Below are 24,461 nucleotides of genomic sequence, written 5' to 3' on the forward strand. Positions count from 1 at the left end.
CTCCGGACGGTGGGGGATCAGTGCCGGCGGGCCCGCCAGACGGCGAAGGGGACCGGCTCCGCGTCGTCCTCGAGCTGGCCGACCATGCTCTCGGTGAACCAGTCGCGCAGCTCGTTCATCTCGGGAGTCGAGGCGAGGGTGAGCAGGTGCTGGTCGACGCACATCCGGTCGGCGAGTGCGATGGTGTCGGCGAGCTCCCGGGCGAGCACACTGAGCTCCGGGGGAGCGGGCATCTCGATGTCGACGACGTCGAGGCCGGCCGCCGCGGCCTCCTGCGCGATTCGCCGGCCCATGTGTCGGGCAAAGGCGGGACGCGCGACCAGCCGCTCGATCAGCTCGCCCAGCTCGCGCGGACGCGGGCCCGAGTCCGCGCCGGCGTCGATCAACTGGAGCTCACGGATCAGGTCGTCGAGATGCTGGTCGAGTCGGAGGCCGAGGTCGACCGGGCACTGCGGCATGAGGAGCATCTTCCAGCCGGCCGGAAGCATCATCGGTGCGTCCTCGACCGCGGGGAGCGTGCCGAGGCTGGGCGGACGGATCGGGTGCTCCACGTCGGAGGCCTCGATCTCGGCCCAGATGCGCCGTCCCAGCCCGGTCTCGTCGATGCCCCAGTGCCGCGACAAGATCGAGACGATCGACAGTCCTCGTCCGGTGGTCGCCAGCTCCTCCACCGGGGGCGCCTGCTCGCTCGCGGCACCTGCCCGTCGAGAGGTCTGGGGCACGAGGGCCTGCACCGGCACCAGCCCGCCGGCATCCTCGACGGAGACCCGGACCGCCGCATCGAGGTCGTTGAGGACCACGTTCATGTAGCTGCTGCCACTGTGCAGGGCGGTGTTCGCAGCCATCTCGGTCACGCACAGTGCGGCGTCGTCGATCAGGTCGGCGCGCTCCCAGCCGGTCAGGCCGTCACGGACGAACCGACGGGCCCCGGGCACGCTGGCGGTCTCGGCGGCGAGTCGTACTCGCAACTCCGGCCGCTTCTCCCACGGGACGGTCGTAGGCATGGTGCTCATCCTCTCACCACTTCGCCGACGGCGGGGCGACTCGCGCCACGTCGTCAGGACAACGGAAACCGCCTCGCGACTGGCGCTCGGGCACAAGTAGCCTTGCCCGCATGATCCTTCGGATGTCCCAGCTCTTCGTCCGCACGCTTCGCGACGACCCCAACGACGCAGAGGTGCCCAGCCACCGCCTGCTCGTCCGGGCCGGCTACATCCGCCGCGCCGCGCCGGGCATCTACACCTGGCTGCCGCTGGGCCTTCGGGTCTTCCGCAAGGTCGAGAACATCATCCGCGAGGAGATGGACGCGATGGGCGGCCAGGAGCTCCAGTTCCCCGCGCTGCTGCCCCGCGAGCCCTACGAGGCCACGAACCGGTGGACCGAGTACGGCGACGGCATCTTCCGCCTCAAGGACCGCAAGGGCGCCGACTACCTGCTCGGCCCCACCCACGAGGAGATGTTCACCCTCGTGGTGAAGGACCTCTACTCGTCCTACAAGGACCTGCCCGTCTGGCTCTACCAGATCCAGACGAAGTACCGCGACGAGGCGCGCCCCCGCGCTGGGCTCATGCGTGGTCGCGAGTTCACCATGAAGGACGCCTACTCCTTCGACACCAGCGACGCCGGCCTCGACGCGTCGTACGCCGCACACCGCGCGGCGTACATCAAGACGTTCGACCGGCTCGGCTTCGACTACGTCATCGTCAAGGCGACCAGCGGCGCGATGGGCGGATCGAAGAGCGAGGAGTTCCTGGCCCGCTCCGAGGTCGGCGAGGACACCTTCGTCCACTGCCCCACCTGTGAGTACGCCGCCAACGTCGAGGCCGTCGCGGTGCCTTCCCCCGCGCCCGTGTCGTACGACGACGCCCCGGCCGCGCACGCCGAGCAGACGCCCGCGACGCCGACCATCGAGACGCTGGTCAACCACCTCAACGAGAAGTTCCCCCGCGACGACCGTCCCTGGGCGGCCGGCGACACGCTCAAGAACGTGATGGTGGTCCTCAAGCACCCCGACGGCACCCGTGAGCCCCTCGCCATCGGCATCCCCGGTGACCGCGAGGTCGACCAGAAGCGCCTCGAGGGGCAGCTCGAGCCCATCGAGGTCGAGGCGATGGACGAGACCGAGTTCCGCAAGCACCCCGCCCTGGTCAAGGGCTACATCGGGCCGGGCGCGCTCGGTGAGGAGTCCGACAGCAAGATCCGCTACGTCGTCGACCCCCGGGTCAGTGAGGGCACCCGCTGGGTGACCGGCGCCAACGTCGACGGCCAGCACGTCATCGACCTGGTCGCCGGCCGTGACTTCACCGCCGACGGCACGATCGAGGCGGCCGAGGTGCGCGACGGTGACGCGTGCCCGCAGTGTGCCACCGAAGGACGCGATGGCAGGCTCGAGACCGCGCGCGGCATCGAGATGGGCCACATCTTCCAGCTCGGCCGCAAGTACGCCGAGGCACTCGACCTCAAGGTCCTCGACGAGAACGGCAAGCTGGTCACCGTCACGATGGGCTCCTACGGCATCGGCGTCTCACGTGCCGTGCCGGTCATCGCTGAGGACAACCACGACGACTCCGGCCTGATCTGGCCCCGCGAGGTCGCACCCGCCGACGTCCACCTCGTCGCGACCGGCAAGGACCCGGCGATCCACGAGGCGGCCGAGAAGATCGCCGCCGACCTGTCGCAGGCCGGCCTCGACGTGATCTTCGACGACCGGCCCACGAAGGTGAGCCCGGGCGTGAAGTTCAAGGACGCCGAGCTGATCGGCGTACCCACCATCGCCGTGGTCGGCCGCGGCCTGGCCGACGACGGCACCGTCGAGGTCAAGGACCGGCGTTCCGGCGAGCGGACCAACGTGGCGGTGGCCGACATCGTCGCCCACCTGACCGAGGTGGTCAGGAGCTGACCGGGTCGACTTGGGCTACCGATAAGTTGCGCCCATGAGCAGCGGACCCTCGAACCTTGACGCGGTGATCTTCGACTGGGGCGGCACGCTGACCCAGTGGCACGACATCGACTTCCACGCGGAGTCGCTGGCCCTGGCCCAGGCGGTGATCACGACGCCCACGAAGGACGACGACCATCACGCGCACGCCGCCTGGCTGCATTCCGCGGGCGACGTGATCTGGGGCCGCTCGCGTGACCACCAGCAGAGCGCGACGGTGGGGGACCTCTTCACCGAGGCCGGTCTCGAGCACGACCCGGAGCTGCTGGCCGCCTACCGCGAGTTCTGGGAGCCGCACACCGGCACCGACCCGCAGGTGGCACCGCTGTTCGAGGGGCTGCGCGCGCTCGGGCTGAAGGTGGGCGTGCTGTCCAACACGATCTGGCCGCGGGAGTGGCACGAGGAGTTCTTCCGTCGCGACGGGGTCGACCACCTCATCGACGGTGACGTCTACACGAGCGAGATCCCGTGGACCAAGCCCTCTCCGGACGCCTTCGCCGCAGCCCTGGGAGCGGTGGGTGCCACCGACCCGGCCCGCTGTGTCTACGTGGGAGACCGGCTCTTCGACGACGTCTGGGGCGCCCAGAACGCCGGCCTCCGGGCCATCCACATCCCGCACAGCACCATCCCGACCAACCAGGTCGGTCACACCGAAGGCACGCCGGACGCGGTGGCCCACGAACTGGCCGAGATCCTGGGCATCGTGACGGCCTGGAACGACGTCTGAAGGACCTTCATCGGACTGCAGGGATCCGCGATTCACTTTTGCAAGTTCTTGCAACGCAAAAACCTGCAACCACCAACTGCTGGGCACCAGCGAAGAACTGGGGAAGGATCATCCTTGGTGGTGTTCACACACTCGGGGTGAACCAATCCGGCGTCGGGGCAGATCTCGGGGCTTCCCCGATGCCGGGCCACCTCCGCACCAGGACTGGCTGCCGGGAGAGGGCCTTCGCCCAGCCTTGAGGGCCATCTCCGGGCCAGTCCTGGCGGGTCCGTTCTGCCGGGCCCGCCGCGGAGGGGCCCAGCCCGAGCGAGTTCAGCGCGGCTCAGGCGTCGATGCCCGGCAGGTCGGTCGGGTCGCCGTCGAAGTCGAGCTGGCGCACCGCCGACTCGACCAGCGCGTTCACGCCCCAGGCCCGTTCGTCTTCCGTGGTGCGGCCGACCAGGTCGGCGTACGCCGCGGCGCAACGTTGCTCGACCTGCAGCCCGATGGCCTTGAGCTCGGCGGGGGTGCGGGCGGCATTGGGCAGCTCGTAGGCGACCTCGGCGGCCACCGGGACCTCGTCGGCGTCACGCACCCAGCGCACGAGCTGGTCGCGGCGGCTCCGGTGGGTCACGTAGGCCGTGGTGACCGCGTCGTACAGCGCCGGCTGCGACGACTGCGAGGTCTGCCCGCCCAGCACGCCGTAGATCCAGACGGCCGCGTGCTCGGCGGCGAGAGTGGTCTGCAGTGCGTCGGTCCCGGTCATGCGTCGGCGTCCTTCGCGGTTTCGGGGAGCAGCGCGACCTGCTGGGCGACCCCGGCCGCCATCGCCGCGAGGGTGCGGGCGAGCTCCCCGCTCGACACCTCGCCGGCCAGCTTGGTCAGGGTGCGCTGCAGGCCGAGCTCGCGGCGGCGTACGGCCTTGAGGGCGGCGGTGGCGCGGGTCGGCGTGCCCATGCGCACGGTCGTCCCGGTGTCGCCTTCCTTGGCGATGAGCGCTTGGTGCGCGGTGTGCAGGGCGGTCAGCGCCGCCAGTGGCTCGGCGAGACCCACGTGATCGGCCGAGACGTCCTTCACGAAGGCGTCGGCGTCCGCGATCGCCTGCAGCGCGGCCTTCACCTGCTGCTCGTCGGGGACGGCGTTCGAGGGCTCGGCGGCCGGCTCGTCGCCGTCCTCGGCCGGTCCCCAGCGGCATCCGGCCAACGCCAGGAGGGGCGCGGCAGCGAGCGTCGTACGACGCGAGACGGGGCGTGAGGACAGTGGCACGCGGGAGACTCTAACCGGAGGTCTTGATCCCACGGGATTGCCAGTATGGTTGGGCCCACAACAGCACAAGGAGGTCGCACCCATGAGCAGCGCCAAGTCTGACGCAACCAGGGATCGCATCGAAGCGGAACTCATCGACCCCCTGTCGACCATGGGTCTCGACGTCGAGGCGGTCGAGATCACTCCCGCCGGCAAGCGTCGTGTCCTTCGCGTCGCCGTCGACAAGGACGGTGGTGTCAACCTGGACGACGTCGCAGCCGCCACCCGCGAGGTCGAGCGCGTGCTCGACGCCTCCGACGTGATGGGGGAGCACCCCTACACGCTCGAGGTCACCTCGCGAGGCGTCGACCGGCCGTTGACCCTCCCGCGCCACTGGCGCCGCAACGAGGACCGCCTGGTCAAGGTGGCCCTCGTGGAGGGCGGCGAGGTCGAAGGCCGCATCAGCAGTTCCACCGAGACCGCAGTCACCCTCACCATGGAGGGCCCTGGCAGTGACGGAGCCGACCGCGAGGTGGCGTACGCCGACATCGCCAAGGCCAAGGTCCAGATCGAGTTCAACCGAAAGAGCAAGGACGCCTGATGGACATCGACCTGAACATCCTCCGCATGCTGGAGCAGGAGAAGGAGATCAAGTTCTCCGTTCTCGTGGAGGCCATCGAGCAGGCCCTGCTCACGGCCTACCACAAGTCCCCGGGGGCGCAGCCGCGCGCGCGGGTCGTCCTCGACCAGAAGAACGGTCACGTCTCGGTGCTCGCCGCCGAGGTCGACGAGGAGGGCAACGTCGTCACCGAGTATGACGACACTCCCGACGGCTTCGGCCGGATCGCCGCGACGACCGCGAAGCAGATCATGCTGCAGCGGCTCCGCGACGCCGAGGACGAGATCCGGTTCGGTGAGTTCTCCGGCAAGGAGGGCGACATCGTCTCCGGCGTCATCCAGCAGGGCCGCAACCCCGACGACGTGATGGTCGACCTCGGCAAGCTCGAGGCGATCCTGCCGCTGGGCGAGCGGGTGCCCACCGAGAAGTACGAGCACGGCGCCCGCATCAAGTGCATGGTGGTCTCGGTGCGCAAGGGCATGCGCGGGCCGCAGATCACCCTCTCGCGCACCCACCCCAACCTGGTCCGCAAGCTGTTCGCGCTCGAGGTCCCCGAGATCGCCGACGGCACGGTCGAGATCGCGGCGATCGCCCGCGAGGCCGGTCACCGAACCAAGATCGCGGTGCACTCGCGCGTGCCCGGGGTCAACCCCAAGGGCGCCTGCATCGGCCCGATGGGCCAGCGGGTCCGCAACATCATGTCCGAGCTGCACGGCGAGAAGATCGACATCGTCGACTGGTCCGAGGATCCCGCCGAGCTGGTCGCCCACGCGCTCTCGCCGGCCCGGGTCAGCTCGGTGCACATCGTCTCGCTCGAGGAGCGTTCGGCACGGGTGATCGTGCCCGACTTCCAGCTGTCGCTGGCGATCGGCAAGGAGGGCCAGAACGCCCGACTCGCCGCCCGACTGACCGGCTGGCGCATCGACATCCGCTCCGACGAGGCTCCGCCGGTCGCACCCTGAGGTTGATCTGCGGCGGTCTGCCGGGTCACCAGGCCCGGCAGACCCAGCCGTCACCGTCGATGTCGACCTCGACGAACTCGCAGTTGCCGATGCGTCGTGCTTCGTGGCCGTCCAGACGCACCAGCGCAGGCACGCCCATGCGCAGCAGGCCGCCGTGGCTGATCACGAGCACGTCCTCACCCCGGTGCTGGTCGGCGATCTCGGACAGTGCGGACCGAAACCTCTCGATGCCCTCGGCGCCGGTCTCGGCCCCGGGCACACGTACGTCGAGGTCGCCATCGGTCCACCGGCGGTAGATCTCGGTGAACGCGTCGTCGTCGGTGAGCTCGCCCTCGCCGTACTCGACCAGCGCCCGGCGCGTGGTCACCGAGATGCCGAGCGCGGCCGCCACGATCTCGCCGGTCTGCACTGCGCGGGCCAAGGTGCTGGTGTAGACGTGGGAGACCTTGCGATCGGCCAGACGCCCGGCCAGACCGGCCGCCTGCTGGCGGCCGAGCGTGGTCAGTGACCCGCCCTCGTCGGCCAGCTCGGGCTGTTCGTACTCCGCCTCGCCGTGTCGGGCCAGGATGATCCGGCTGGCGCACTGCAGGTCACTCATGCCGTTCAGGCTACTTCCCACGGAAGCCCCTCGCTTCCCACGGAACATCTGCCGTGGGATGTGCAGGTTTCCCCGGTGCGCCGGGGAAACCTGCTGGTCCAGGGGATACCGGTTCGGCGTTGGGCGCGCCAACGGCTAGACTCTTGGATTGGTGGTTACGACTGGCAACATTCCCGCGCGCCCACGCCCCGTGCGTATGTGTGTGGGGTGTCGCAAGCGGGCCACCACGCTTGAGTTGATCCGGGTCGTCGCCGGATCGGATGACCACGGCCCCGCCGTGGTGCCCGATCCCGACGGCACGGCGCACGGCCGTGGTGCTCACCTGCACCCCACGACCGCGTGTCTCGACCTGGCAGTGCGCAAACGCGCTTTCCCCCGAGCCCTGCGGTTCGCGGGGGGCCTTGATGTGACCGCACTGCGCACGATGATCGACTCCGGCACAGACACCACACCGTGATTGACCTACAGGAACTGGAGCAGCAGCTCATGAGCACTCGATGAGTACTTCCCGATGAGTTTGCACAACCACTAACGGTCCGAATCACCTCCTCCTGCATCAGGCAGCGTCGGGGCTCGGGCCAGAAGGAGAAGCGTGGCCAAGCCCCGAGTACACGAACTCGCCAAGGAATTCGGCGTCGAGAGCAAGTTTGTTCTCGAGAAGCTGAAGGAGATGGGGGAGTTCGTCAAGTCTGCGTCCTCGACCATCGAGCCCCCGGTGGCGAACCGATTCAAGAAGGAGTACGGCGAGCAGCTCAAGGCCGCCGCCGCCACTTCCGCCCCTGCAGCGCCTGCCAAGGCTGAGACCAAGGAGGCCGCCAAGCCGGCCCCCGCCGAGGCGCCCGCAGCGGCACCCGAGGCCCCGGCCGCTCCGGCTGCCGAGAAGCCTGCCCCTGTCGAGGCACCCACCGCCGCCAACAAGCCGGCGACGAAGCCCGGGCCGCGACCCGGTCCGAAGCCGGCGCCCAAGCCGGCCGCCGAGGTCCCGGCCGAACCCGTCGCCGCCGAACCCGTCGCCGCCGAGCCCGTTGCCTCCGAGGCACCGGCTGCTCCGGAGACGCCCGCAGCCGAGGCACCCGCCGCGGCTGCTTCTGCCACGCCGAAGGCGCCCGCGCCGAAGGCGCCGGCCCCGCGTCCGGTGGGCAAGCCCAGCGGCACGCCGCGCCCCGGCAACAACCCGTTCTCGTCGAGCCAGGGCATGGGCCGTCGCCCCGCCCCTGCCGACCGTGGACCCGCGCCGAGCACCGGTGGCGGCACTGGTGCCCCGTCCGGCGACCAGCGTCCGCCGCGGCCCCCGGCCTCGCGTGACGGTGGTGCTCCGGGTCGTCCGGGCATGCCCCGTCCGAACCCGGCGATGATGCCCAAGTCCCCGGCCGCCTTCGGTGGCGGCCCCGGCGGTCGTGGTCCCGGTGGCCCCGGCGGCGGTCGTGGCGGTGCGCCCGGTCGCGGTGGTGCTCCGGGTCGTACCGGTGCTCCCGGCCGTGGCGGTGCCCCCGCCGGCGGTCCCGGTGGCGCACGCCCGGGTGGCTTCGGCCCCGCGGGTGGCGGTCGCCCCGGTGGCGGTCGCCCCGGCCAGCGTGGCCAGACCCAGGGTGCCTTCGGTCGCCCCGGTGGTCCGTCGCGTCGTGGGCGCAAGTCGAAGCGGGCTCGTCGTCAGGAATTCGAGGCCATGCAGGCCCCGACGATCGGTGGTGTGCGCGTCCGCAAGGGTGACGGCGAGACCGTTCGCCTGGCGCGTGGCGCGTCCCTGACCGACTTCGCCGAGAAGATCAACGTCGACGCCGCTTCGCTGGTGCAGATGCTGTTCTCCCTGGGCGAGATGGTCACGGCGACCGAGTCGGTCGACGAGGCGACGTTCGAGCTGCTCGGTGAAGAGCTGAACTACGTCGTCCAGATCGTGTCCCCGGAGGACGAGGACCGCGAGCTGCTCGAAGGCTTCGACATCGAGTTCGGTGCCGACGAGGGCGACGAGGGCGACCTCGCGTTCCGCCCGCCGGTCGTCACCGTCATGGGTCACGTCGACCACGGAAAGACCAAGCTCCTCGACGCGTTGCGCAGCGCCAACGTCGTCGACAAGGAGGCTGGTGGCATCACCCAGCACATCGGTGCCTACCAGGTCGCGACCGACGTCGACGGCGACGAGCGTCGCATCACCTTCATCGACACCCCCGGTCACGAGGCGTTCACCGCCATGCGTGCCCGTGGTGCCCAGGCCACCGACATCGCGATCCTCGTGGTCGCGGCCGACGACGGTGTCATGCCGCAGACGGTCGAGGCGTTGAACCACGCCAAGGCCGCCGGTGTCCCGATCGTGGTCGCGGTCAACAAGATCGACAAGCCGGAGTCCGACCCGACGAAGGTCCGCGGACAGCTCACCGAGTACGGCCTCGTGCCCGAGGAGTACGGCGGCGACACCATGTTCGTCGACGTGTCGGCGAAGTCCGAGCTCAACCTCGACAAGCTGCTCGAGGCCGTCGTCCTCACCGCCGACGCGTCGCTCGACCTGCGGGCCAACCCCGACCAGGACGCCCAGGGTCTGGTCATCGAGGCGCACCTCGACCGTGGCCGTGGCCCGGTTGCCACCGTGCTGGTCCAGCGCGGAACGCTCCGGGTCGGCGACTCGATCGTCGCCGGTGCGGCTCACGGCCGGGTCCGCGCGATGCTCGACGAGCACGGCAACAACATCGAGGAAGCCGACCCGGCTCGCCCCGCCATGGTGCTCGGTCTGAACGCCGCCCCCGGCGCCGGTCAGACGTTCATCGTGGTCGACGACGACCGCATGGCTCGCCAGATCGCCGAGAAGCGTGAAGCCCGTGAACGCGCGGCCATGCAGGCCAAGCGCCGCGTGCGTCGTACGCTCGAGGACTTCATGGCCTCCATGGAGAAGGGCGAGAGCCAGGAGCTCAACCTCATCCTCAAGGGCGACGTGTCCGGTTCGGTCGAGGCCCTCGAGGACTCGCTGGCCCAGATCGACGTCGGCGAAGAGGTCTCGCTGCGCGTCATCGACCGCGGTGTCGGTGCGATCACCGAGACCAACGTCGACCTGGCCGCCGCCTCCGACGCCATCATCATCGGCTTCAACGTCCGCCCGCAGGGCAAGGCGAGCCAGATGGCCGAGAAGGAAGGTGTCGAGATTCGTTACTACTCGGTCATCTACCAGGCGATCGAGGAGATCGAAGCAGCGCTCAAGGGCATGCTCAAGCCGGAATACGAAGAAGCCTCCCTGGGCAAGGCGGAGATCCGCGAGATCTTCCGCTCGTCCAAGGCCGGCAACATCGCAGGCTGCATGGTCATCGACGGCACCATCCGCCGCAACGCCAAGGCGCGTGTCCTGCGCGACGGCGCCGTGGTGGCCGACAACCTCGACCTCTCCTCGCTCAAGCGGGAGAAGGACGACGCGTCCGAGGTCCGCGAGGGCTTCGAGTGTGGTCTGGTGCTGAAGAACTTCCAGGACATCAAGATCGGCGATGTCGTGGAGTCCTTCGAGATGCGCGAGATTCCGCGGGGCTGATCCAGCATCATCGGTGAGGCGGGTCCGGCTGTTGCCGGGCCCGCCTCGTCGGTGTGTACGGGGTTCGGGTTGGTGCGGCCTGCGCCGCACCAACCCGGGCGCTGCGGCGGCGCGTCGCGCGGGAGTCGCTCCTGTGGTTGCTCTCCGCTGCGCGCGCCGCGGCCAAGCCCCTTTACGCCGCCCGGGCAGGCCCGACTCCGGCCGCAGGTCGTCACCCCGTGCAGGCCAATGCAGTCCCGCCCACAACCGAACCCGTCAAAGCGGGGACCTAGACTCATTCTTCGCGGGCTTGTCCCGCGCACGTACTTCCAGGAGGAACCATGGCCAGCCCACGGGTTCGCAAGATTGCGGACCGGATCAAGATCATCGTCGCCGAGATGCTGGAGCGGCGGGTCAAGGACCCTCGTCTCGGGTTCGTGACCGTCACCGACGTGCGGGTCTCCGGCGACAGCCAGCACGCGACCGTCTTCTACACGGTGCTCGGTGAAGAGGACTCGCTGGCCGGCACCGCCGCTGCGCTGGAGTCGGCCAAGGGGCTGATCCGTGCCGAGGTCGGCAAGCAGCTGGGCATCCGCCACGTGCCGACGCTCGAGTTCATCCACGACGCACTGCCGGAGACGGCTCGCCAGCTGGACGACGTACTCGCTCGCGCCCGGCAGATCGACGAGCAGGTCGCCGCGACCCGTGAGGGTGCGACGTACGCCGCCGGCGAGGACGCCTACAAGAAGCCGCGCGTCGACGAGGACGCCGCGGACGAGGCAGACGAGGCCGACGAGGCGTGAACGCCGCCGGTGCCGCCGGACTGGTCGTGGTCGACAAGTCCGGGGGCATGACCTCGCACGACGTGGTCGCGCGGGTACGCCGCCTGGCCGGCACCCGCAAGGTCGGCCATGCCGGCACGCTCGACCCGATGGCAACCGGGGTGCTGGTGCTCGGCGTCAACCGGGCCACCCGGCTCCTCGGACACCTGATGCTGACCCAGAAGGGGTACGACGCCACGGTGCGCCTCGGCGTCTCGACGACCACCGACGACGCCGAGGGCGAAGTCATCGCCGAGGCGGTCGCGGCCAACCAACAGCCGGGACTGGTCGAGGCCGAGTTCGCCCGTCTGGTGGGCGACATCGAGCAGGTGCCGACCGCGGTGTCGGCGATCAAGGTCGACGGCAAGCGCGCCTACCAACGCGTCCGTGACGGTGAGGCCGTCGCGCTCAAGGCCCGCCCGGTGACCATCCATGCGCTGGAGGTGCTCGATCAACGGGTCGTCGGCGACTGGCTGGACGTCGACATCTCGGTGCGCTGCTCGAGCGGCACCTACATCCGCGCGATCGCCCGCGACGTCGGTGTGGCACTGGGTGTCGGTGGACACCTGACCGCCCTGCGGCGTACGGCGGTCGGCGGCTTCGACCTCTCCGTCGCACGCACGCTCGATCAGCTGAACGACGAGTTCGCGATGGTGCCGATCGCCGACGCGGCGCGGGCCACCTTCCCGGCGTACGAGCTGGACGACGCGCAGGAGGTCGACGTACGCGTGGGCCGCAAGCTCGCCATCGACCTCGAGGGGCTGACCGCGGTCTTCGCCCCCGACGGCGAGTTCCTCGCCCTCTACGAACCGGTCGCGTCGGAGGCGTCGGGCGTGCTGGCCAAGCCGGTCGCCGTCTTCACCGGTAGTCCCTGACGTTTCGGTCCCTCCGAGGCGATACTCCCTGACGTTTCGGTCCTTGAGGCTCAAGGACCGAAACGTCAGGGAGTATCCAGGGGTGAGGGCGCAAACGTCAGGGAGTATCGATATGGGAGAGTTCTGGCTGTGCAGATCTGGCGTTCCCTGACCGACGTGCCCGACGGCATCGGTCGCACCGTGGTGACGATTGGCAACTTCGACGGTGTCCACCTCGGACACCAGCACGTCGTACGACGGGCGCGAGAAGTAGGCGACGAGCTGGGCATCGCGCACGTCGTGGCGGTGACCTTCGACCCGCACCCGATGGCCGTGCTGCGTCCGGAGCACGCACCCTCGACGCTGAGCACCATCGAGGACCGTGCCCGGCTGCTCGGCGAGGCCGGAGCCGACGGCGTCCTGGTCCTGCCGTTCGACCGCGAGATCGCGGGGTGGACTCCCGAGGAGTTCATTGACCGGGTGCTCGTCACCGCACTGAAGGCAAGGGCCGTCGTGGTCGGTGCCAACTTCCGCTTCGGCAACCGCGCCGCGGGCGACGTGAACACCCTCCGGGCGACTGGGGCGAGCCGCGACTTCGTCGCCGAGGGCATCGCCCTCGACGGCGGCCCGCAGGTCTGGTCCTCGACCTACGTGCGCACCTGCCTCGCCGCCGGCGACGTCTCGGGCGCTGCCGAGGCCCTGGGTCGTCCGGTGACCGTGCGGGGCGTCGTGGTCAAGGGCGACCAGCGCGGCCGCGAGCTCGGCTTCCCCACGGCCAACGTGCCCACCACGGGTGCAGCAGCGGTCCCCGCCGACGGCGTGTACGCCGGGTGGCTGCGCCGCCTCGACACCGACGAGACGTTCCCCGCCGCGATCAGCGTCGGCACCAACCCCACCTTCGACGGGGTGCGCGAGCGTCGTGTCGAGTCCTACGTGCTCGACCGCACCGACCTGGACCTGTACGGCGTGGAGGTCGAGGTGGAGTTCGTCGAGCGGATCCGCGGCATGGTCGCCTTCGAGGGCGTGGAGAAGCTGGTCGAGACGATGCACGGCGACGTCGACCGCACCCGCGAGATCCTCGAGCTCTGACGTGGCGGACCAGGCCGACCGGGCCGACATCGCGGCGGTCGAGGACTGGTTCGTCGCCAACGGCCTGCCCTACTTCGTCGACGGCATCCGCGAGGACGTCGGCCGGCGGATGCGCCCGTCCCGGCTGCTGGCTGTCCTGGTCGTCGGCGTCGTGCTGGCCGTCCCGGTCGGCCTGGCCGTCGGGCTGTGGGCCGACCAGGTGTCGTACGGCGTCTCCAGCGCCCTCACCACGCTTGCCGGTGTCTTCGGCCTCTACGGGCTGCTGACCCTGAAGGCGTGGCTGTGGATCCGCTGGGCGGCCGGCCAGACGCTGGGCTCGCTGAGCCTGATGGTCCCGCTGGTGACCCGGGCGCTGCCGCTGCTGCTGCTGTTCATCACGTTCCTGTTCATCAACGCCGAGGTCTGGCAGGTCGGGGCGACTCTCGACGGCGGCATCATGTGGGCGGCCGTGATGCTGTTCGCGGCGATCGCGGTGGGCTTCCTGCTCTCGCGGCTGCCGGAGGAGCTCGACGCCTTCGACCGAGACTTCGACATCACCAGACTCTCGAGCGCCTGCCGGGGCACGCCGCTCGAGACCGAGGCGAACCGGCTGCGCGAGACCCACACGCAGCTCCCCGTCCCACCGGAGGTGACCGGGTTGCAGAAGGCCAACCTGGTGCTGGTGCTCCTGGTCGCCCAGATCGTGCAGGTGCTGCTGTTGTCCCTCTCGGTCTTCGCGTTCTTCATCCTCTTCGGCGTGGTGGCCATGGACGACGCGGTCATCGAGACCTGGGTCGGCCACAGCCCCGAGACCTTCCTCGGACCGGTCAGCCGTGAGCTGGTGCAGGTCTCGGTCTTCCTCGCCGCGTTCAGCGGGCTCTACTTCGCGGTCTACGCCGTCACCGACGAGCTCTACCGCAAGCAGTTCTTCACCTCGATCACCCGCGAGCTCGAGCGCGCGGTCAGTGCCCGGGTGGTCTACCGCTCGATGCGCCGGGGTTGAGTGCTGAAGTGGTTGCCCGGGCCGCCACCTCAGCACTCGACCTTCAGACGCGTAGCCAGGCCAGCACGGCACGCACCCGACGGTTGTCGTCGTCGGCCACGGGCAGGTCGAGCTTCGCGAAGATGCTGTTCGTGTGCTTGGCCACTGCCTTCTCGGTGACGAACAGGGCGCTGGCGATCGCCTGGTTCGAGCGGCCCTCGGCCATCAGGGCCAGCACCTCCTGCTCGCGCGGGGTCAGCCTGTCGACCGGCTCCTCGCGCTTGGCCATGATCGTGGAGATCACCTCCGGGTCGATGACCGTGCCGCCGGCCACGACCCGGCGTACGCCGTCGACGAACTCGCCCACGTTGGCGACCCGGTCCTTGAGCAGGTAGCCCACCGCCCCCTGGCCGCTGGCCAGGAGCTCGCGGGCATAGAGCTGCTCGACGTACTGCGAGAGCACCATGACCGGGAACCCGGTCCGCTCGGCGCGGATGTCGATCGCCGCGCGCAGGCCCTCGTCGGTGAAGGTCGGCGGCATGCGTACGTCGAGCACGGCACCGTCGGCCTCGTTCTCACGCAGGGCGACGGCGAGCGTGGTCGCATTGTCGACGGCTGCCACGATCGTGGCGCCGTTGGCCTCCAGCAGCCGGATCAGGCCGTCCCGGAGGAGGGCGTTGTCCTCGGCAACGACAAGGCGCACGGAACCTCCAGGGTGATCAGCGTCGGACCTCCAGCGGGACTCGACACCCTCATCGTGCCGTCAAACGCAGCCAGCCGCCGCATGACCCCCCGCATGCCGGTGCCCGCGTTCACGTCGGCACCGCCCCGGCCGTCGTCGCCGACGACGGCGTGGAGGCGTCCGTCGGTCCAGCGCAGCTCGACCCAGCCGTTGGCCGCGGCCGCGTGCTTGCCGATGTTGGCCAGGCACTCGGCGATCGCGAAGTAGACCGCGGACTCGACCGGAGCCGGCGGTCGACCGGCCAGGTCGGTGGTGACCTCGACCGGGACTGCCATGTCGAGGGCCAGGGCCTGTACGGCGCCTGCGAGACCTCGGTCGGCCAGCACCGGCGGGTGGATGCCGCGCACCACGGAGCGCAGGTCGCCGAGCGCTGCGCCGGTCGTGTCGCGGGCCTCGGTGACCAGCTTGCGGGCCGCCTCCGGGTCCCGCGCGAAGAGGTCGTCGGCCATGCCCAGCGTCATGCCGAGTGCGACCAGTCGGGCCTGGGCGCCGTCGTGCAGGTCGCGCTCGATGCGCCGCAGCTCCGCTGCCGAGTGGTCGACGGTGTCCGCGCGCGAGACGGTCAGGTCGACGACTCGCTGCTCGAGCTGGCCGGTGTGGCCGCGGCTGAGCAGCGCCCGGTCGAGCATGGCGCGCAGTCGCATGATGTGCGGAGCGCCGTACCACCAGAAGGCACCGGTCACCACGACCAGCAACAGCAGCACGGTCAGCAGGCTGAGGATGAAGCCGACCGGCACGATGACCAGTGCCCAGGTGAGCTCGCGCCAGGTCATCGGGTCGCGGGCCCAGGTCTGGAGGCGGGTGAAGAGCGGCTGGCCCGTCGAGGGCAGGCGGTTCGCCGGCACGTCGTGCCCGAGCGTCTGCGCCGCCATCGACCGGTGCCGGTCGGTGATCCAGTGCAAGGACGGAAGGGCGGCCAGCAGGATCGGGATGCCCACGGTGACCACCGTCAGCACGCCGCCGAGCACGACGAACACGACCGTCACGAGCACGAGCGGAAACATCAGCAGCTGGAGGGCCGCGAATCCGGTGAGCCGCAACGGGCCTGGCTTCTCTTCCATGCCGCCATCCTCCCTGATTCCCCGACTCCGGACAGTGGTGCTGGGTCCACCCCCGTCGTGGAACCAGCGCCCCTGACCGGAGCTCGTGGGGCCACAAGGCTGGACGCAACAGACCACACTCTTGAAGGAGCACGGACATGGCAGTCCACAACCCGCTCGCCGGCCTCTCGCTGAAGGCCGCCCGGTGGAGCGCAACCCATCCCTGGCGGGCGATTCTCGCCTGGGTCGGCTTCGTCGCCGTCTCCGTCGGGCTCGCGATGGCGGTGCCGACCGTCAACGCGGACGGCGAGGACTACTACATGGGGGAGTGGGGTCGGGCCACCCAGATGATCGAGGACGCCGGCCTCGACAACCCCGACAGCGAGGTCGTGCTGATCACCGCCGACGGCGACCTCGACCAGGCGAAGGCGGAAGCGGCGGCGGCGGAGCTCACCGAGCGGATGCGCGCCACCGACGGCGTCGACGCGGTCGCCGAGCCCCAGTGGAGCGAGGACCGGTCCGCGCTGCTGGTCTCGGTGCAGCTGGCCCGCGACCAGGAAGACGTCACGGACCTGCAAGCAGTGACCGAGGACGTCGCCGCCGACCACACCGACCTGCAGATCGGCCAGGCGGGTGACAACTCCGTCGACGACGCGATCAACGACCAGGTCGCCGACGACCTCTCCTCCGCCGAGGCCACCAGTGTGCCGATCACGCTGATCCTGATGCTGATCGCCTTCGGTGCCCTGATCGCCGCCGGCATCCCCGTCCTCCTCGCCGTGACGAGTGTCGCCGCGACCATGGGGCTCACCGCGCCGCTGTCGCACCTGATCCACGCCGAGGACACGGTCAGCAGCATGATCGTGCTGATCGGCATGGCCGTCGGCGTCGACTACTCGCTCTTCTATCTCAAGCGTGAGCGAGAGGAACGCGCGAAGGGCCGCACCACCCTCGACGCCGTCGAGATCGCCGCCGAGACCTCGGGCCACTCGATCCTGGTCTCGGGCTTCGCCGTGATCGCCTCGATGAGCGGACTCTTCGTGGTCGGCGGTGCCACCTTCAACTCGCTGGCCGCGGGATCGATCCTGGTCGTCGCGATCGCCGTGCTCGGCTCGATCACGGTGCTCCCCGCCCTGCTGGTCAAGCTGGGCCGTTGGGTGGACCGCCCCCGCGTGCCGTTGCTGTGGCGGATGAACCGCCGCATCGGCGCCGGTGGCATCAGCAGCCGCGTGCTGGCACCGGTCGTACGCCGACCCGCGGCCGCGCTGGTCGTCTCTGTCCTGGCAGTCGGAGCGCTGGCCGTCCCCGCGCTCGGCATGAAGCTCCACTCAGGCAGTCTCGAGACCCTGCCCACCAAGATCGAGGAGGTCCAGACGCTGCGCGCCGTGGCCGACAAGTTCCCCAGTGAAGGGCCGGCAGCCGAGGTGGTCGTCCGGGGCGGAGGTGATGACGCCCGGGCGGCGCTCGACCAGGTGCAGGAGGCAGCCCTCGAGACCGGCCGCTTCGTCTCTGCTGGAGCCGACCCGATCCGGACCTCGAAGGACGGCGAGACCTCGGTGCTGACCCTGGCCATGCCGTACGACGAGGCCGACGACCGGGTCGACCGGGCACTGGAGACCCTGCGCGACGACGTGCTGCCGCCGGTGCTCGACGACACGGGCGCGACCTACGCCGTCGGTGGTGGGGCCGCGTCGTCGTACGACATGGTCGACCACCTCAACAGCTATCTGCCGCTGGTGATCGGGTTCATCCTGCTGCTCACCATGGTGATGATGGGCTTCGCGTTCCGCAGCGTGCCGATCGCGTTGGTCTCGACCGGGCTGAACCTGCTCTCGGTGGGAGTCGCGTTCGGCCTGATCACGCTGGTCTTCCAGCACGGCTGGGGCGCCGATCTGCTCGACTTCTCCAGCCCCGGCTTCGTGATCGACTGGATCCCGATGTTCGTGCTGGTGGTTCTGGTCGGGCTCTCGATGGACTACCACGTGTTCGTGCTCGGGCGGGTTCGTGAGTACGTCGAGGCCGGAATGCCGACGCGCCTGGCGGTGCGCAAGGGCGTCGCCGACACCGCCGGTGTCGTGACCAGTGCCGCGGCGGTGATGGTCTCCGTGTTCGCGATCTTCGCGACGCTGAGCATGATGGAGATGAAGATGATGGGCGTCGGCCTCTCGGCCGCGATCCTCATCGACGCGACCGTCATCCGGCTGGTGATGCTGCCGGCGATCCTCGTGCTGCTCGGTGACCGGGCCTGGCCCGGTCGGCCGAAGGACGCGCGCGGTGAGCAGGTGGCTGAGAACGACCCGGGCTACGCCCTGGTCTGAAGCCTGTTGGGCAGCGATGAATTCAGGGCGTGGCGGGGGTCAGAACCTCCGTCACGCCCTTGCTCACAGCTCCTGAGGTACCCCCGATTGGGGATAAGGGATCACCTAGGGGCTTTTCCTGATGCGCACCACCACCCACCGCTGGGAGTCTCGAGACATGCACCGTCAGATTGCCGGAAAGCTCACCGGCCGAGTCACCAAATGGATCGTCGTCGTCTTCTGGCTCGGCCTGATGGTCGTGGCCGCCGGGTTCGCCCAGAAGCTGACCGACGTACAGAACAACGAAGCGGCCTCCTGGTTGCCCGGGGACGCCGAGTCCACACTCGCCCTGGAGAAGCTGGACAAGTTCCAGAACCCCGACGAGATCCCGACCATCGTGGTCTACCAACGAGACGGCGGCCTGACGTCGGCCGACAAGGCCGCCATCGCCGAGCAGGCCGTCGAGCTGGGCAAGCTGAAGGGCGTCACCAAGCCGGTGGCCGACCCCTTCACCCTGCCCACCGGCGTGTCGAAGGACGGTGAGGTGGCGCAGACGCTGGTCACCTTCGACTTCGGCAAGAACGGGTGGAACGAGATGCCCGGCGCGGTCGACAAGATCCGCGACATCGCACCCGAGGGCGACGGACTCCAGGTCCACGTCGCGGGTGGGGGCGGGCAGGCCGCCGACTCCGCCGAGGCGTTCGAGGGGCTCGACTCCAACCTGCTCTTCGCGGCTGGTGGAGTGGTCATCATCATCCTGCTGCTCACCTACCGCAGCCCGGTCCTCTGGCTGCTGCCGGTCCTCTCCGCGGTCGTGGCGCTGTTCGTCGCGCAGGCGGTGATCTACTTCGCCGCCGAGTACGGCGACCTCACCGTCAACGGGCAGAGCCAGGGCATCCTGACCGTGCTCGTCTTCGGCGCCGGCACCGACTACGCGTTGTTGCTGGTCGCGAGATACCGAGAAGAGCTCCGTCGACACGAGGACCGGCACGAGGCGATGGCCTTCGCCCTGCACCGTGCTGCACCGGCGATCGTGGCCAGCGCCGCGACCGTGATCCTGGGCATGCTGTGCCTGCTCTTCGCCGACATGAACTCCACCGCCGGACTCGGCCCGGTGGCCGCGATCGGCATCGGCGTCGCCCTGCTCGTGATGATCACCCTGCTGCCGGCACTGCTGGTGGTCACCGGCCGGTGGATCTTCTGGCCCAAGCGCCCGGTCTTCGACACTGCCGAGCCGACCTCGACGGGCTTCTGGGCCCGCCTGGGCACCCGGATCTCGGTGTCGCCGCGCAAGGTCTGGATCGGTACGTCGGTCCTGCTGGCGATCGCCTGCCTCGGTCTGTTCAAGCTCGACGCCAACGGGCTGACCAACGAGGAGCAGTACACCAAGGAGTTCGACTCGATCGTCGGGCAGAAGGTGCTCAACGCCCACGACATGGCCGACACCTCGTCGCCGTTGATGGTCGCCACGAACACCGCGGAGGCACCGGCCGTGGAGGAGGCGCTCAAGGGTGTCAATGGCCTCGGACCGACATTCGTCTCGCCCGACGCCGGCGGCACGACACTGGTCAGCGCGCCGCTGACCACCGACGCGACGTCCCAGGACTCCTTCGCCACGGTCGAGAGGGCGCGTGACGCGGTGGGCACCGTCGACGGCGCCGACGCCCTCGTGGGCGGCACCAGCGCGATCCTGCTCGACATGGACCACGCCAACAACCACGACAACCAGGTGATCATCCCGCTCGTGCTGCTCGTGGTGATGGTGATCCTGATGGTCCTGCTGAGGGCGTTGCTGGCACCGCTGCTGCTGATGCTGACCGTGGTCCTGTCATTCGGGGCCGCACTGGGCCTGAGCGCGCTGCTGTTCCACTACGTGTTCGGGTTCGCCGGGGCCGACGCCTCCCTGCCACTGTTCGTCTTCGTCTTCCTGGTGGCCCTGGGCATCGACTACAACATCTTCCTGATGACCCGGGTCCGCGAGGAGACCGCGACGTTGGGCACCCGCAAGGGAGCACTGGTGGCCCTGGCCGCGACGGGTGGCGTCATCACCTCGGCGGGCCTGGTGCTGGCCGCGACCTTCCTCGTCCTCGGCACCATGCCGCTGGTCGCGTTCGCCGAGATCGGTGTGGCGGTCGCGTTGGGCGTCATGCTCGACACGATGGTCGTGCGCTCGGTGCTGGTCACCGCGCTCAACCTCGACCTGGGCAACAAGATCTGGTGGCCGAGCCGGCTGGATCGCGACCCAGCCGGTGCGTCGGCCTCGCCCGACGAGCCGGAGCTGGTCAGCGCGAAGTCATGATCGTGACGCCGAGACGGTCACGGGGACGCCGCTCAGTGCGGCGTTTCCGCTGACGTCGACGCGCTCGGGGTCCGTGAGGTCGTTGATGGAGACACCGACGACCTCACGGGCCCGTTCCATCAAGACGCCTTCACGCTGGTGGCCGTAGCCGTGGGGGAGTGAGACCACGCCGGGCATCACGTCGTCGGTGGCACTCACCTCCACCTGCACCTCGCCGACCCGCGAACGCACCGTGACCGTCGCACCGTCGGCGATGCCGCGCTCGGCCAGGTCGGCGCCGTTCATCAGCAGCTGGTGGCGGGGCCGGCCCTTGGTGAGCCGCTCGGAGTTGTGCATCCATGAGTTGCAGTCCTGCTTGTGGCGACGGCCGATCAGCAGGAGCTCGCCGGTCGCGGGGAGCGGCTCCTCCAGCAACCGGGGCAGCTCATCGAGGACCAGCGGCACCGCGGCATCGATGCGACCGTCGTCGGTCTGCAGGCGGTCGGGCAGCTGGTCTGGTTGCAGCGGCCCGAGGTCGACGCCGGACGGGTTCTTGCGCAGGTCGGTGATCGTGACACCGGACCTGCCGGTGCGCAGCAGCATGCCGATCAGGAACGTCGGACTCATGGTCAGGCGGGCGCGTTCCTTGAGCCGCTTGGCCAGGGGCTTGCGCTGGTGCAGCCGTGACGCCGTACGCAGCGCGATCTCGCGGTAGATCTCCCAGTCGTGGCGCTGGTCGCGGGCCTTGTCGAAGACAGCCGGGGTGAAGCGGGCCGTGTTGCGTACGGCGAGCAGGTGGAAGACGAGGTCGTAGTGGTCGCGCTCGAGAGCGGTGGTCGGCGGCAGGATCACGTCGGCGTGCCGGGTGGTCTCGTTGACGTAGATGTCGACCGCGGCCATGAAGTCCAGGCCGGTGACGGCCCGCTCGAGTCGGGCACCGTCGGGCGTGGAGAGCACCGGGTTGCCCGCCAGGGTGAGCAGCGCGCGGACCTGTCCGTCGCCCGGGGTCTCGATCTCCTCGGCCAGCACGGAGACCGGCAGCTCGCCGCCGAACTCCGGTAGGTCCCGCACCCGCGAGCGCCACACGTCGTGGTGGCCGCGGCCGATCAACCCCGTGCCCACGGCGTCGATGGCCGGGTTGGTGAGCATCACGCCGCCGACCCGGTCGAGGTTGCCGGTGACCAGGTTGAGCAGCTGCACCGCCCACTGGCACACGCTGCCGAACCTGGTCGTGGAGACCCCGATCCGGCCGTACGCCGCAGCACCGTCGGCGGCCGCGAAGTCGCGGGCCAGTCGCCGGATCTCGTCGGCGGGCAGTCCGCTGGCCCGTTCGGCGAGCTCGGGGGTGAACGCGGTGATCGCCGAGGTCACCTCCGGCAGCCCGTCGACGTACGCCGGGGGAGTGGCGAGCCCCTCGGCGAGCACGGTGCGCAGCATCGCCAGCAGGATCCAGGCGTCGGTGCCGGGGCGTACGAAGTGGTGCTCGTCGGCGACCCGGGCGGTCTCGGTGCGCCGGGGGTCGAGCACGACCATGCGCCCGCCGCGGTCGTGCAGGGCGCGCAACCGGGCGGGGAAGTCCGGCACGGTCATCAAGGAACCGTTCGAGGCCATCGGGTTGGCGCCGAAGACCAGGAAGTACGACGTCCGGTCGATGTCGGGGATCGGCAGCAGCAGCTGGTGGCCGTAGAGCAGGTGGGCCAGCAGCTGGTGGGGGAGCTGGTCGACGGAGGTGGCGCTGAACTTGTTGCGGGTGCGGAACGTCTTCACCATCGCGGTGCCGTGGGTCATCGAGCCGAGGCTGTGCACGTTGGGATTGCCCAGGTAGATGCCGAGCGCGTCGCGACCGTGGTCGTTGATCGCCTTCGCCAGTCCGTCGGCGACCAGGTCGAAGGCCTCGTCCCAGCCGATCTCCTCCCAGGTGTCGCCGACCCGGCGTACCGGTCGCCGGAGGCGGTCGGGGTCGGCGTGGATGTCGCCGATGGCCACCCCCTTGGGGCAGATGTGGCCGCGGGACAGGGGATCGTCCTTGTTGCCGCGCACGGCGGTGACCCGGTCGCCCTCCACCGTCAGCTCGAGCCCGCAGATCGCCTCACAGAGGTTGCACACGCCGATGCGCTTCTCGCTCATCCTGCGATCGTGCCACGTTCGCGCCGAGGGGAGGAGCGCCAGCGAGGGTGCTGGAGGTTTCCGTGCGCGGTTGAAGGACGACGACGGCGCGGTCGTCTTCACCCATGCGTTGGTGCGTGGGTCGCTGGTCGACGGCTACTACTGGGGCGTGTTCTTCGGTTTCTTCGTCGGCCTTGCGGTGCTCCTCATCTGGGTCACCGGCAGGCCGCGGGCGACGCCGTACGGCGCTCCCGGCCAGGCGACGTCCTACGCCCCGGCCGCGCACGCGACGCCGAGCGGCCAGCCGGTCGTCCAGCCGTCGACCCATGACTCCGGAACAGCATAACTGCAGTAAGTCAGTAGTGTTAATGTCTGAGCATGGATGCCCGGACCTCACGTCGTACCTTTCTGAGCGGTGCCGCAGCGGTGGGTGCGGTGATGGCTGCTCCCGGCCTGGCCGTGCGCGCGGTGGCCGGAGTGGCCGCGACCGGCCCGATCCTCAAGCCCCTGCCGGCCGACCAGTTCATCGACTTCGGCACGAACGCCGAGATGAGGTGGAGCTCGGTCGGTGCGCACGAGTACCTCACCCCCCCAGTCGCGCCTGTTCGTGCGCAACCACACGAGGACTCCGTTGATCGACGCGGACGCGTGGCAACTGAGGGTCTTCGGCGACGGACTGGCCTCGCCGAGGGGGAGGGCGACGCCCTTGCCCTGTCGTACGCCGAGCTGCGCCGGCTCCCGCACACGCGGGTCACCACCACGCACGAGTGCACGGGCAACGGACGCTCGTTCTTCGCGACCCAGCAGGGCCAGGCCCCGTCCGGCACCGCGTGGACCCTGGGCGCCGTGGGGACGGTCCGCTGGGAGGGCGTGCGGCTCGCGCACGTGCTGCGCCGTCTCGGCATCAGGCCCGACGCAGTCTCGATCCAGGCGACCGGCCTTGACGACAACTATGTCTCCGGGGGAGTCGACTACGGCCGAGTACGACGACCGTTCCCGGTCGACAAGGCGCTCGACGACGCGATCCTGGCGTGGGGGATGAACGGACGGGACCTGCTGCCCGACCACGGCTTCCCGGTCCGCCTCGTGCTCCCGGGCTGGGTCGGCATCGCCAGCATCAAGTGGCTCGGCTCCCTCGAGATCTCCACGCGCGAGCTCACCTCGCCGTGGAACACGAAGTGGTACCGCATGACCGGCGGCGACCATCCGGCGGACACGAAGCCGCTCACGGTCAACCCGGTGCGCTCTGCGTGGGAACTGGCCCGGGGCCAGGTCATCGAGCGACGTCGACAGGTGACGCTCCACGGCCGTTCCTGGAGCGGGGCGGGTGCCATCGCACGCGTCGAGGTGAGCACGGACGACGGTGCGTCGTGGCGCGACGCGCGCCTGCTGCGTCCCGAGCGTCCCGGCGGCTGGACGCAGTGGCGGTTCGACTGGGAGCGCCCCGCCCGGGGAGGCCACGTCCTGATGGCCCGGGCCACCGACTCCGCAGGTCGCACCCAGCCCGAGTCCACGCCGTACAACGACGGCGGGTACTTCTTCGACGCGGTCGTCAGGCACCCCGTCCGGGTCGCCTGATCTCGATTCGGAGAAGCCTTCGGCCCGCTGTTAGTCTTGACCGGTTGCCCGTAGGGCGACATCGCCGTCAGAACGGCCGCGGAACCATAGTGCCCGGGTGAACAGGCCCCGGCGCGCCGCGCAACGAATGCCCGTCAGGG

The 24,461-nt window shown here is 69.8% G+C and carries 21 protein-coding genes; 14 read left to right on the top strand and 7 right to left on the bottom strand.

Annotation, left to right across the window (positions count from 1 at the left end; translation table 11 throughout):
• Positions 1-17: 17 nt before the first annotated feature.
• Entirely contained in the window at positions 18-1,004 is a 987-nt protein-coding gene (locus ASH02_RS08665; protein WP_156393491.1) for an ATP-binding protein, read from the bottom strand.
• Positions 1,005-1,114: 110 nt separating this feature from the next.
• On the opposite strand from ASH02_RS08665, the gene ASH02_RS08670 reads away from it, so the two are divergent.
• Positions 1,115-2,899, top strand: a complete 1,785-nt coding sequence (locus tag ASH02_RS08670) for a proline--tRNA ligase (protein ID WP_056676425.1) — start codon at positions 1,115-1,117, stop codon at positions 2,897-2,899.
• A gap of 34 nt (positions 2,900-2,933) precedes the next feature.
• Entirely contained in the window at positions 2,934-3,665 is a 732-nt protein-coding gene (locus tag ASH02_RS08675; protein WP_056676428.1) for an HAD family hydrolase, read from the top strand.
• A gap of 322 nt (positions 3,666-3,987) precedes the next feature.
• On the opposite strand, the gene ASH02_RS26025 is transcribed toward ASH02_RS08675, so the two are convergent.
• Both ASH02_RS26025 and ASH02_RS26030 read right to left on the bottom strand, forming a co-directional pair.
• Positions 3,988-4,410, bottom strand: coding sequence for a ferritin-like domain-containing protein (locus ASH02_RS26025; protein ID WP_056676431.1), 423 nt, complete (start codon positions 4,408-4,410; stop codon positions 3,988-3,990).
• The gene (locus ASH02_RS26030) at positions 4,407-4,910 is read right to left on the bottom strand and encodes a hypothetical protein (protein WP_156393492.1); all 504 of its coding nucleotides are present in this window, start codon (positions 4,908-4,910) and stop codon (positions 4,407-4,409) included. Before ASH02_RS26030 ends, ASH02_RS26025 begins: the two co-directional genes overlap by 4 nt.
• An 82-nt stretch (positions 4,911-4,992) precedes the next feature.
• Between ASH02_RS26030 and rimP the strand changes: the two genes are divergently transcribed.
• Positions 4,993-5,490 (top strand): ribosome maturation factor RimP, encoded by a 498-nt coding sequence (gene rimP, locus ASH02_RS08690; RefSeq protein ID WP_056676438.1) that lies wholly within the window; start codon positions 4,993-4,995, stop codon positions 5,488-5,490.
• Positions 5,490-6,470 (top strand): transcription termination factor NusA, encoded by a 981-nt coding sequence (gene nusA / locus ASH02_RS08695; RefSeq protein ID WP_056676441.1) that lies wholly within the window; start codon positions 5,490-5,492, stop codon positions 6,468-6,470. The genes rimP and nusA overlap by 1 nt, the downstream gene beginning before the upstream one ends.
• 25 nt (positions 6,471-6,495) lie before the next feature.
• On the opposite strand, the gene ASH02_RS08700 is transcribed toward nusA, so the two are convergent.
• Positions 6,496-7,068 (bottom strand): histidine phosphatase family protein, encoded by a 573-nt coding sequence (locus ASH02_RS08700; protein WP_056676444.1) that lies wholly within the window; start codon positions 7,066-7,068, stop codon positions 6,496-6,498.
• Between the two features lie 196 nt (positions 7,069-7,264).
• Between ASH02_RS08700 and ASH02_RS08705 the strand changes: the two genes are divergently transcribed.
• The 6 genes from ASH02_RS08705 to ASH02_RS08730 all read left to right on the top strand — a co-directional run bounded on the left by ASH02_RS08705 (position 7,265) and on the right by ASH02_RS08730 (position 14,301).
• Positions 7,265-7,525, top strand: a complete 261-nt coding sequence (locus ASH02_RS08705; RefSeq protein ID WP_056676448.1) for a YlxR family protein — start codon at positions 7,265-7,267, stop codon at positions 7,523-7,525.
• A gap of 135 nt (positions 7,526-7,660) precedes the next feature.
• The gene (infB, locus tag ASH02_RS08710; RefSeq protein ID WP_056676451.1) at positions 7,661-10,576 is read left to right on the top strand and encodes a translation initiation factor IF-2; all 2,916 of its coding nucleotides are present in this window, start codon (positions 7,661-7,663) and stop codon (positions 10,574-10,576) included.
• A 320-nt stretch (positions 10,577-10,896) separates the two neighbouring features.
• Complete coding sequence (gene rbfA, locus ASH02_RS08715; RefSeq protein ID WP_056676454.1) at positions 10,897-11,358, top strand: 30S ribosome-binding factor RbfA; 462 nt, start codon at positions 10,897-10,899, stop codon at positions 11,356-11,358.
• The gene (truB, locus tag ASH02_RS08720) at positions 11,355-12,251 is read left to right on the top strand and encodes a tRNA pseudouridine(55) synthase TruB (RefSeq protein ID WP_268788271.1); all 897 of its coding nucleotides are present in this window, start codon (positions 11,355-11,357) and stop codon (positions 12,249-12,251) included. Before rbfA ends, truB begins: the two co-directional genes overlap by 4 nt.
• Positions 12,252-12,380: 129 nt before the next feature.
• On the top strand, positions 12,381-13,319 hold the full coding sequence (locus ASH02_RS08725; protein ID WP_057294598.1) for a bifunctional riboflavin kinase/FAD synthetase: 939 nt from the start codon (positions 12,381-12,383) through the stop codon (positions 13,317-13,319).
• Position 13,320: 1 nt separating this feature from the next.
• Positions 13,321-14,301, top strand: coding sequence for a hypothetical protein (locus ASH02_RS08730; RefSeq protein ID WP_057294599.1), 981 nt, complete (start codon positions 13,321-13,323; stop codon positions 14,299-14,301).
• A gap of 43 nt (positions 14,302-14,344) precedes the next feature.
• Here the strand turns inward: ASH02_RS08730 and ASH02_RS08735 are convergent, their stop codons facing one another.
• Together ASH02_RS08735 and ASH02_RS08740 are read right to left on the bottom strand one after the other, a co-directional pair.
• Positions 14,345-14,983 carry a LuxR C-terminal-related transcriptional regulator gene (locus ASH02_RS08735; RefSeq protein ID WP_056676462.1) on the bottom strand — a complete coding sequence of 213 codons (639 nt, stop codon included), beginning with the start codon at positions 14,981-14,983 and terminating at the stop codon, positions 14,345-14,347.
• The gene (locus ASH02_RS08740; protein ID WP_056890768.1) at positions 14,935-16,083 is read right to left on the bottom strand and encodes a sensor histidine kinase; all 1,149 of its coding nucleotides are present in this window, start codon (positions 16,081-16,083) and stop codon (positions 14,935-14,937) included. The genes ASH02_RS08735 and ASH02_RS08740 overlap by 49 nt, the downstream gene beginning before the upstream one ends.
• A 137-nt stretch (positions 16,084-16,220) precedes the next feature.
• Between ASH02_RS08740 and ASH02_RS08745 the strand changes: the two genes are divergently transcribed.
• Together ASH02_RS08745 and ASH02_RS08750 are read left to right on the top strand one after the other, a co-directional pair.
• Positions 16,221-18,380, top strand: coding sequence for an MMPL family transporter (locus ASH02_RS08745; RefSeq protein WP_057294600.1), 2,160 nt, complete (start codon positions 16,221-16,223; stop codon positions 18,378-18,380).
• A gap of 157 nt (positions 18,381-18,537) precedes the next feature.
• Positions 18,538-20,658 (top strand): MMPL family transporter, encoded by a 2,121-nt coding sequence (locus tag ASH02_RS08750; protein WP_057294601.1) that lies wholly within the window; start codon positions 18,538-18,540, stop codon positions 20,656-20,658.
• Here ASH02_RS08750 and ASH02_RS08755 read toward each other — a convergent pair.
• A complete protein-coding gene (locus ASH02_RS08755; RefSeq protein ID WP_057294602.1) occupies positions 20,653-22,764 on the bottom strand; it encodes a molybdopterin-dependent oxidoreductase in 2,112 nt (703 codons plus the stop codon). The genes ASH02_RS08750 and ASH02_RS08755 overlap by 6 nt on opposite strands.
• Before the next feature lie 70 nt (positions 22,765-22,834).
• Here ASH02_RS08755 and ASH02_RS08760 point away from each other — a divergent pair, with 70 nt between their 5' ends.
• Both ASH02_RS08760 and ASH02_RS08765 read left to right on the top strand, forming a co-directional pair.
• Positions 22,835-23,089, top strand: coding sequence for a hypothetical protein (locus ASH02_RS08760; RefSeq protein ID WP_057294603.1), 255 nt, complete (start codon positions 22,835-22,837; stop codon positions 23,087-23,089).
• A 32-nt stretch (positions 23,090-23,121) separates the two neighbouring features.
• The gene (locus ASH02_RS08765; protein ID WP_200959108.1) at positions 23,122-24,321 is read left to right on the top strand and encodes a molybdopterin-dependent oxidoreductase; all 1,200 of its coding nucleotides are present in this window, start codon (positions 23,122-23,124) and stop codon (positions 24,319-24,321) included.
• The last annotated feature ends 140 nt before the right edge of the window (positions 24,322-24,461 follow it).

Origin of the sequence: Nocardioides sp. Soil796, assembly GCF_001429525.1 — a bacterium.
Taxonomy (GTDB): Bacteria; Actinomycetota; Actinomycetes; order Propionibacteriales; family Nocardioidaceae; genus Nocardioides.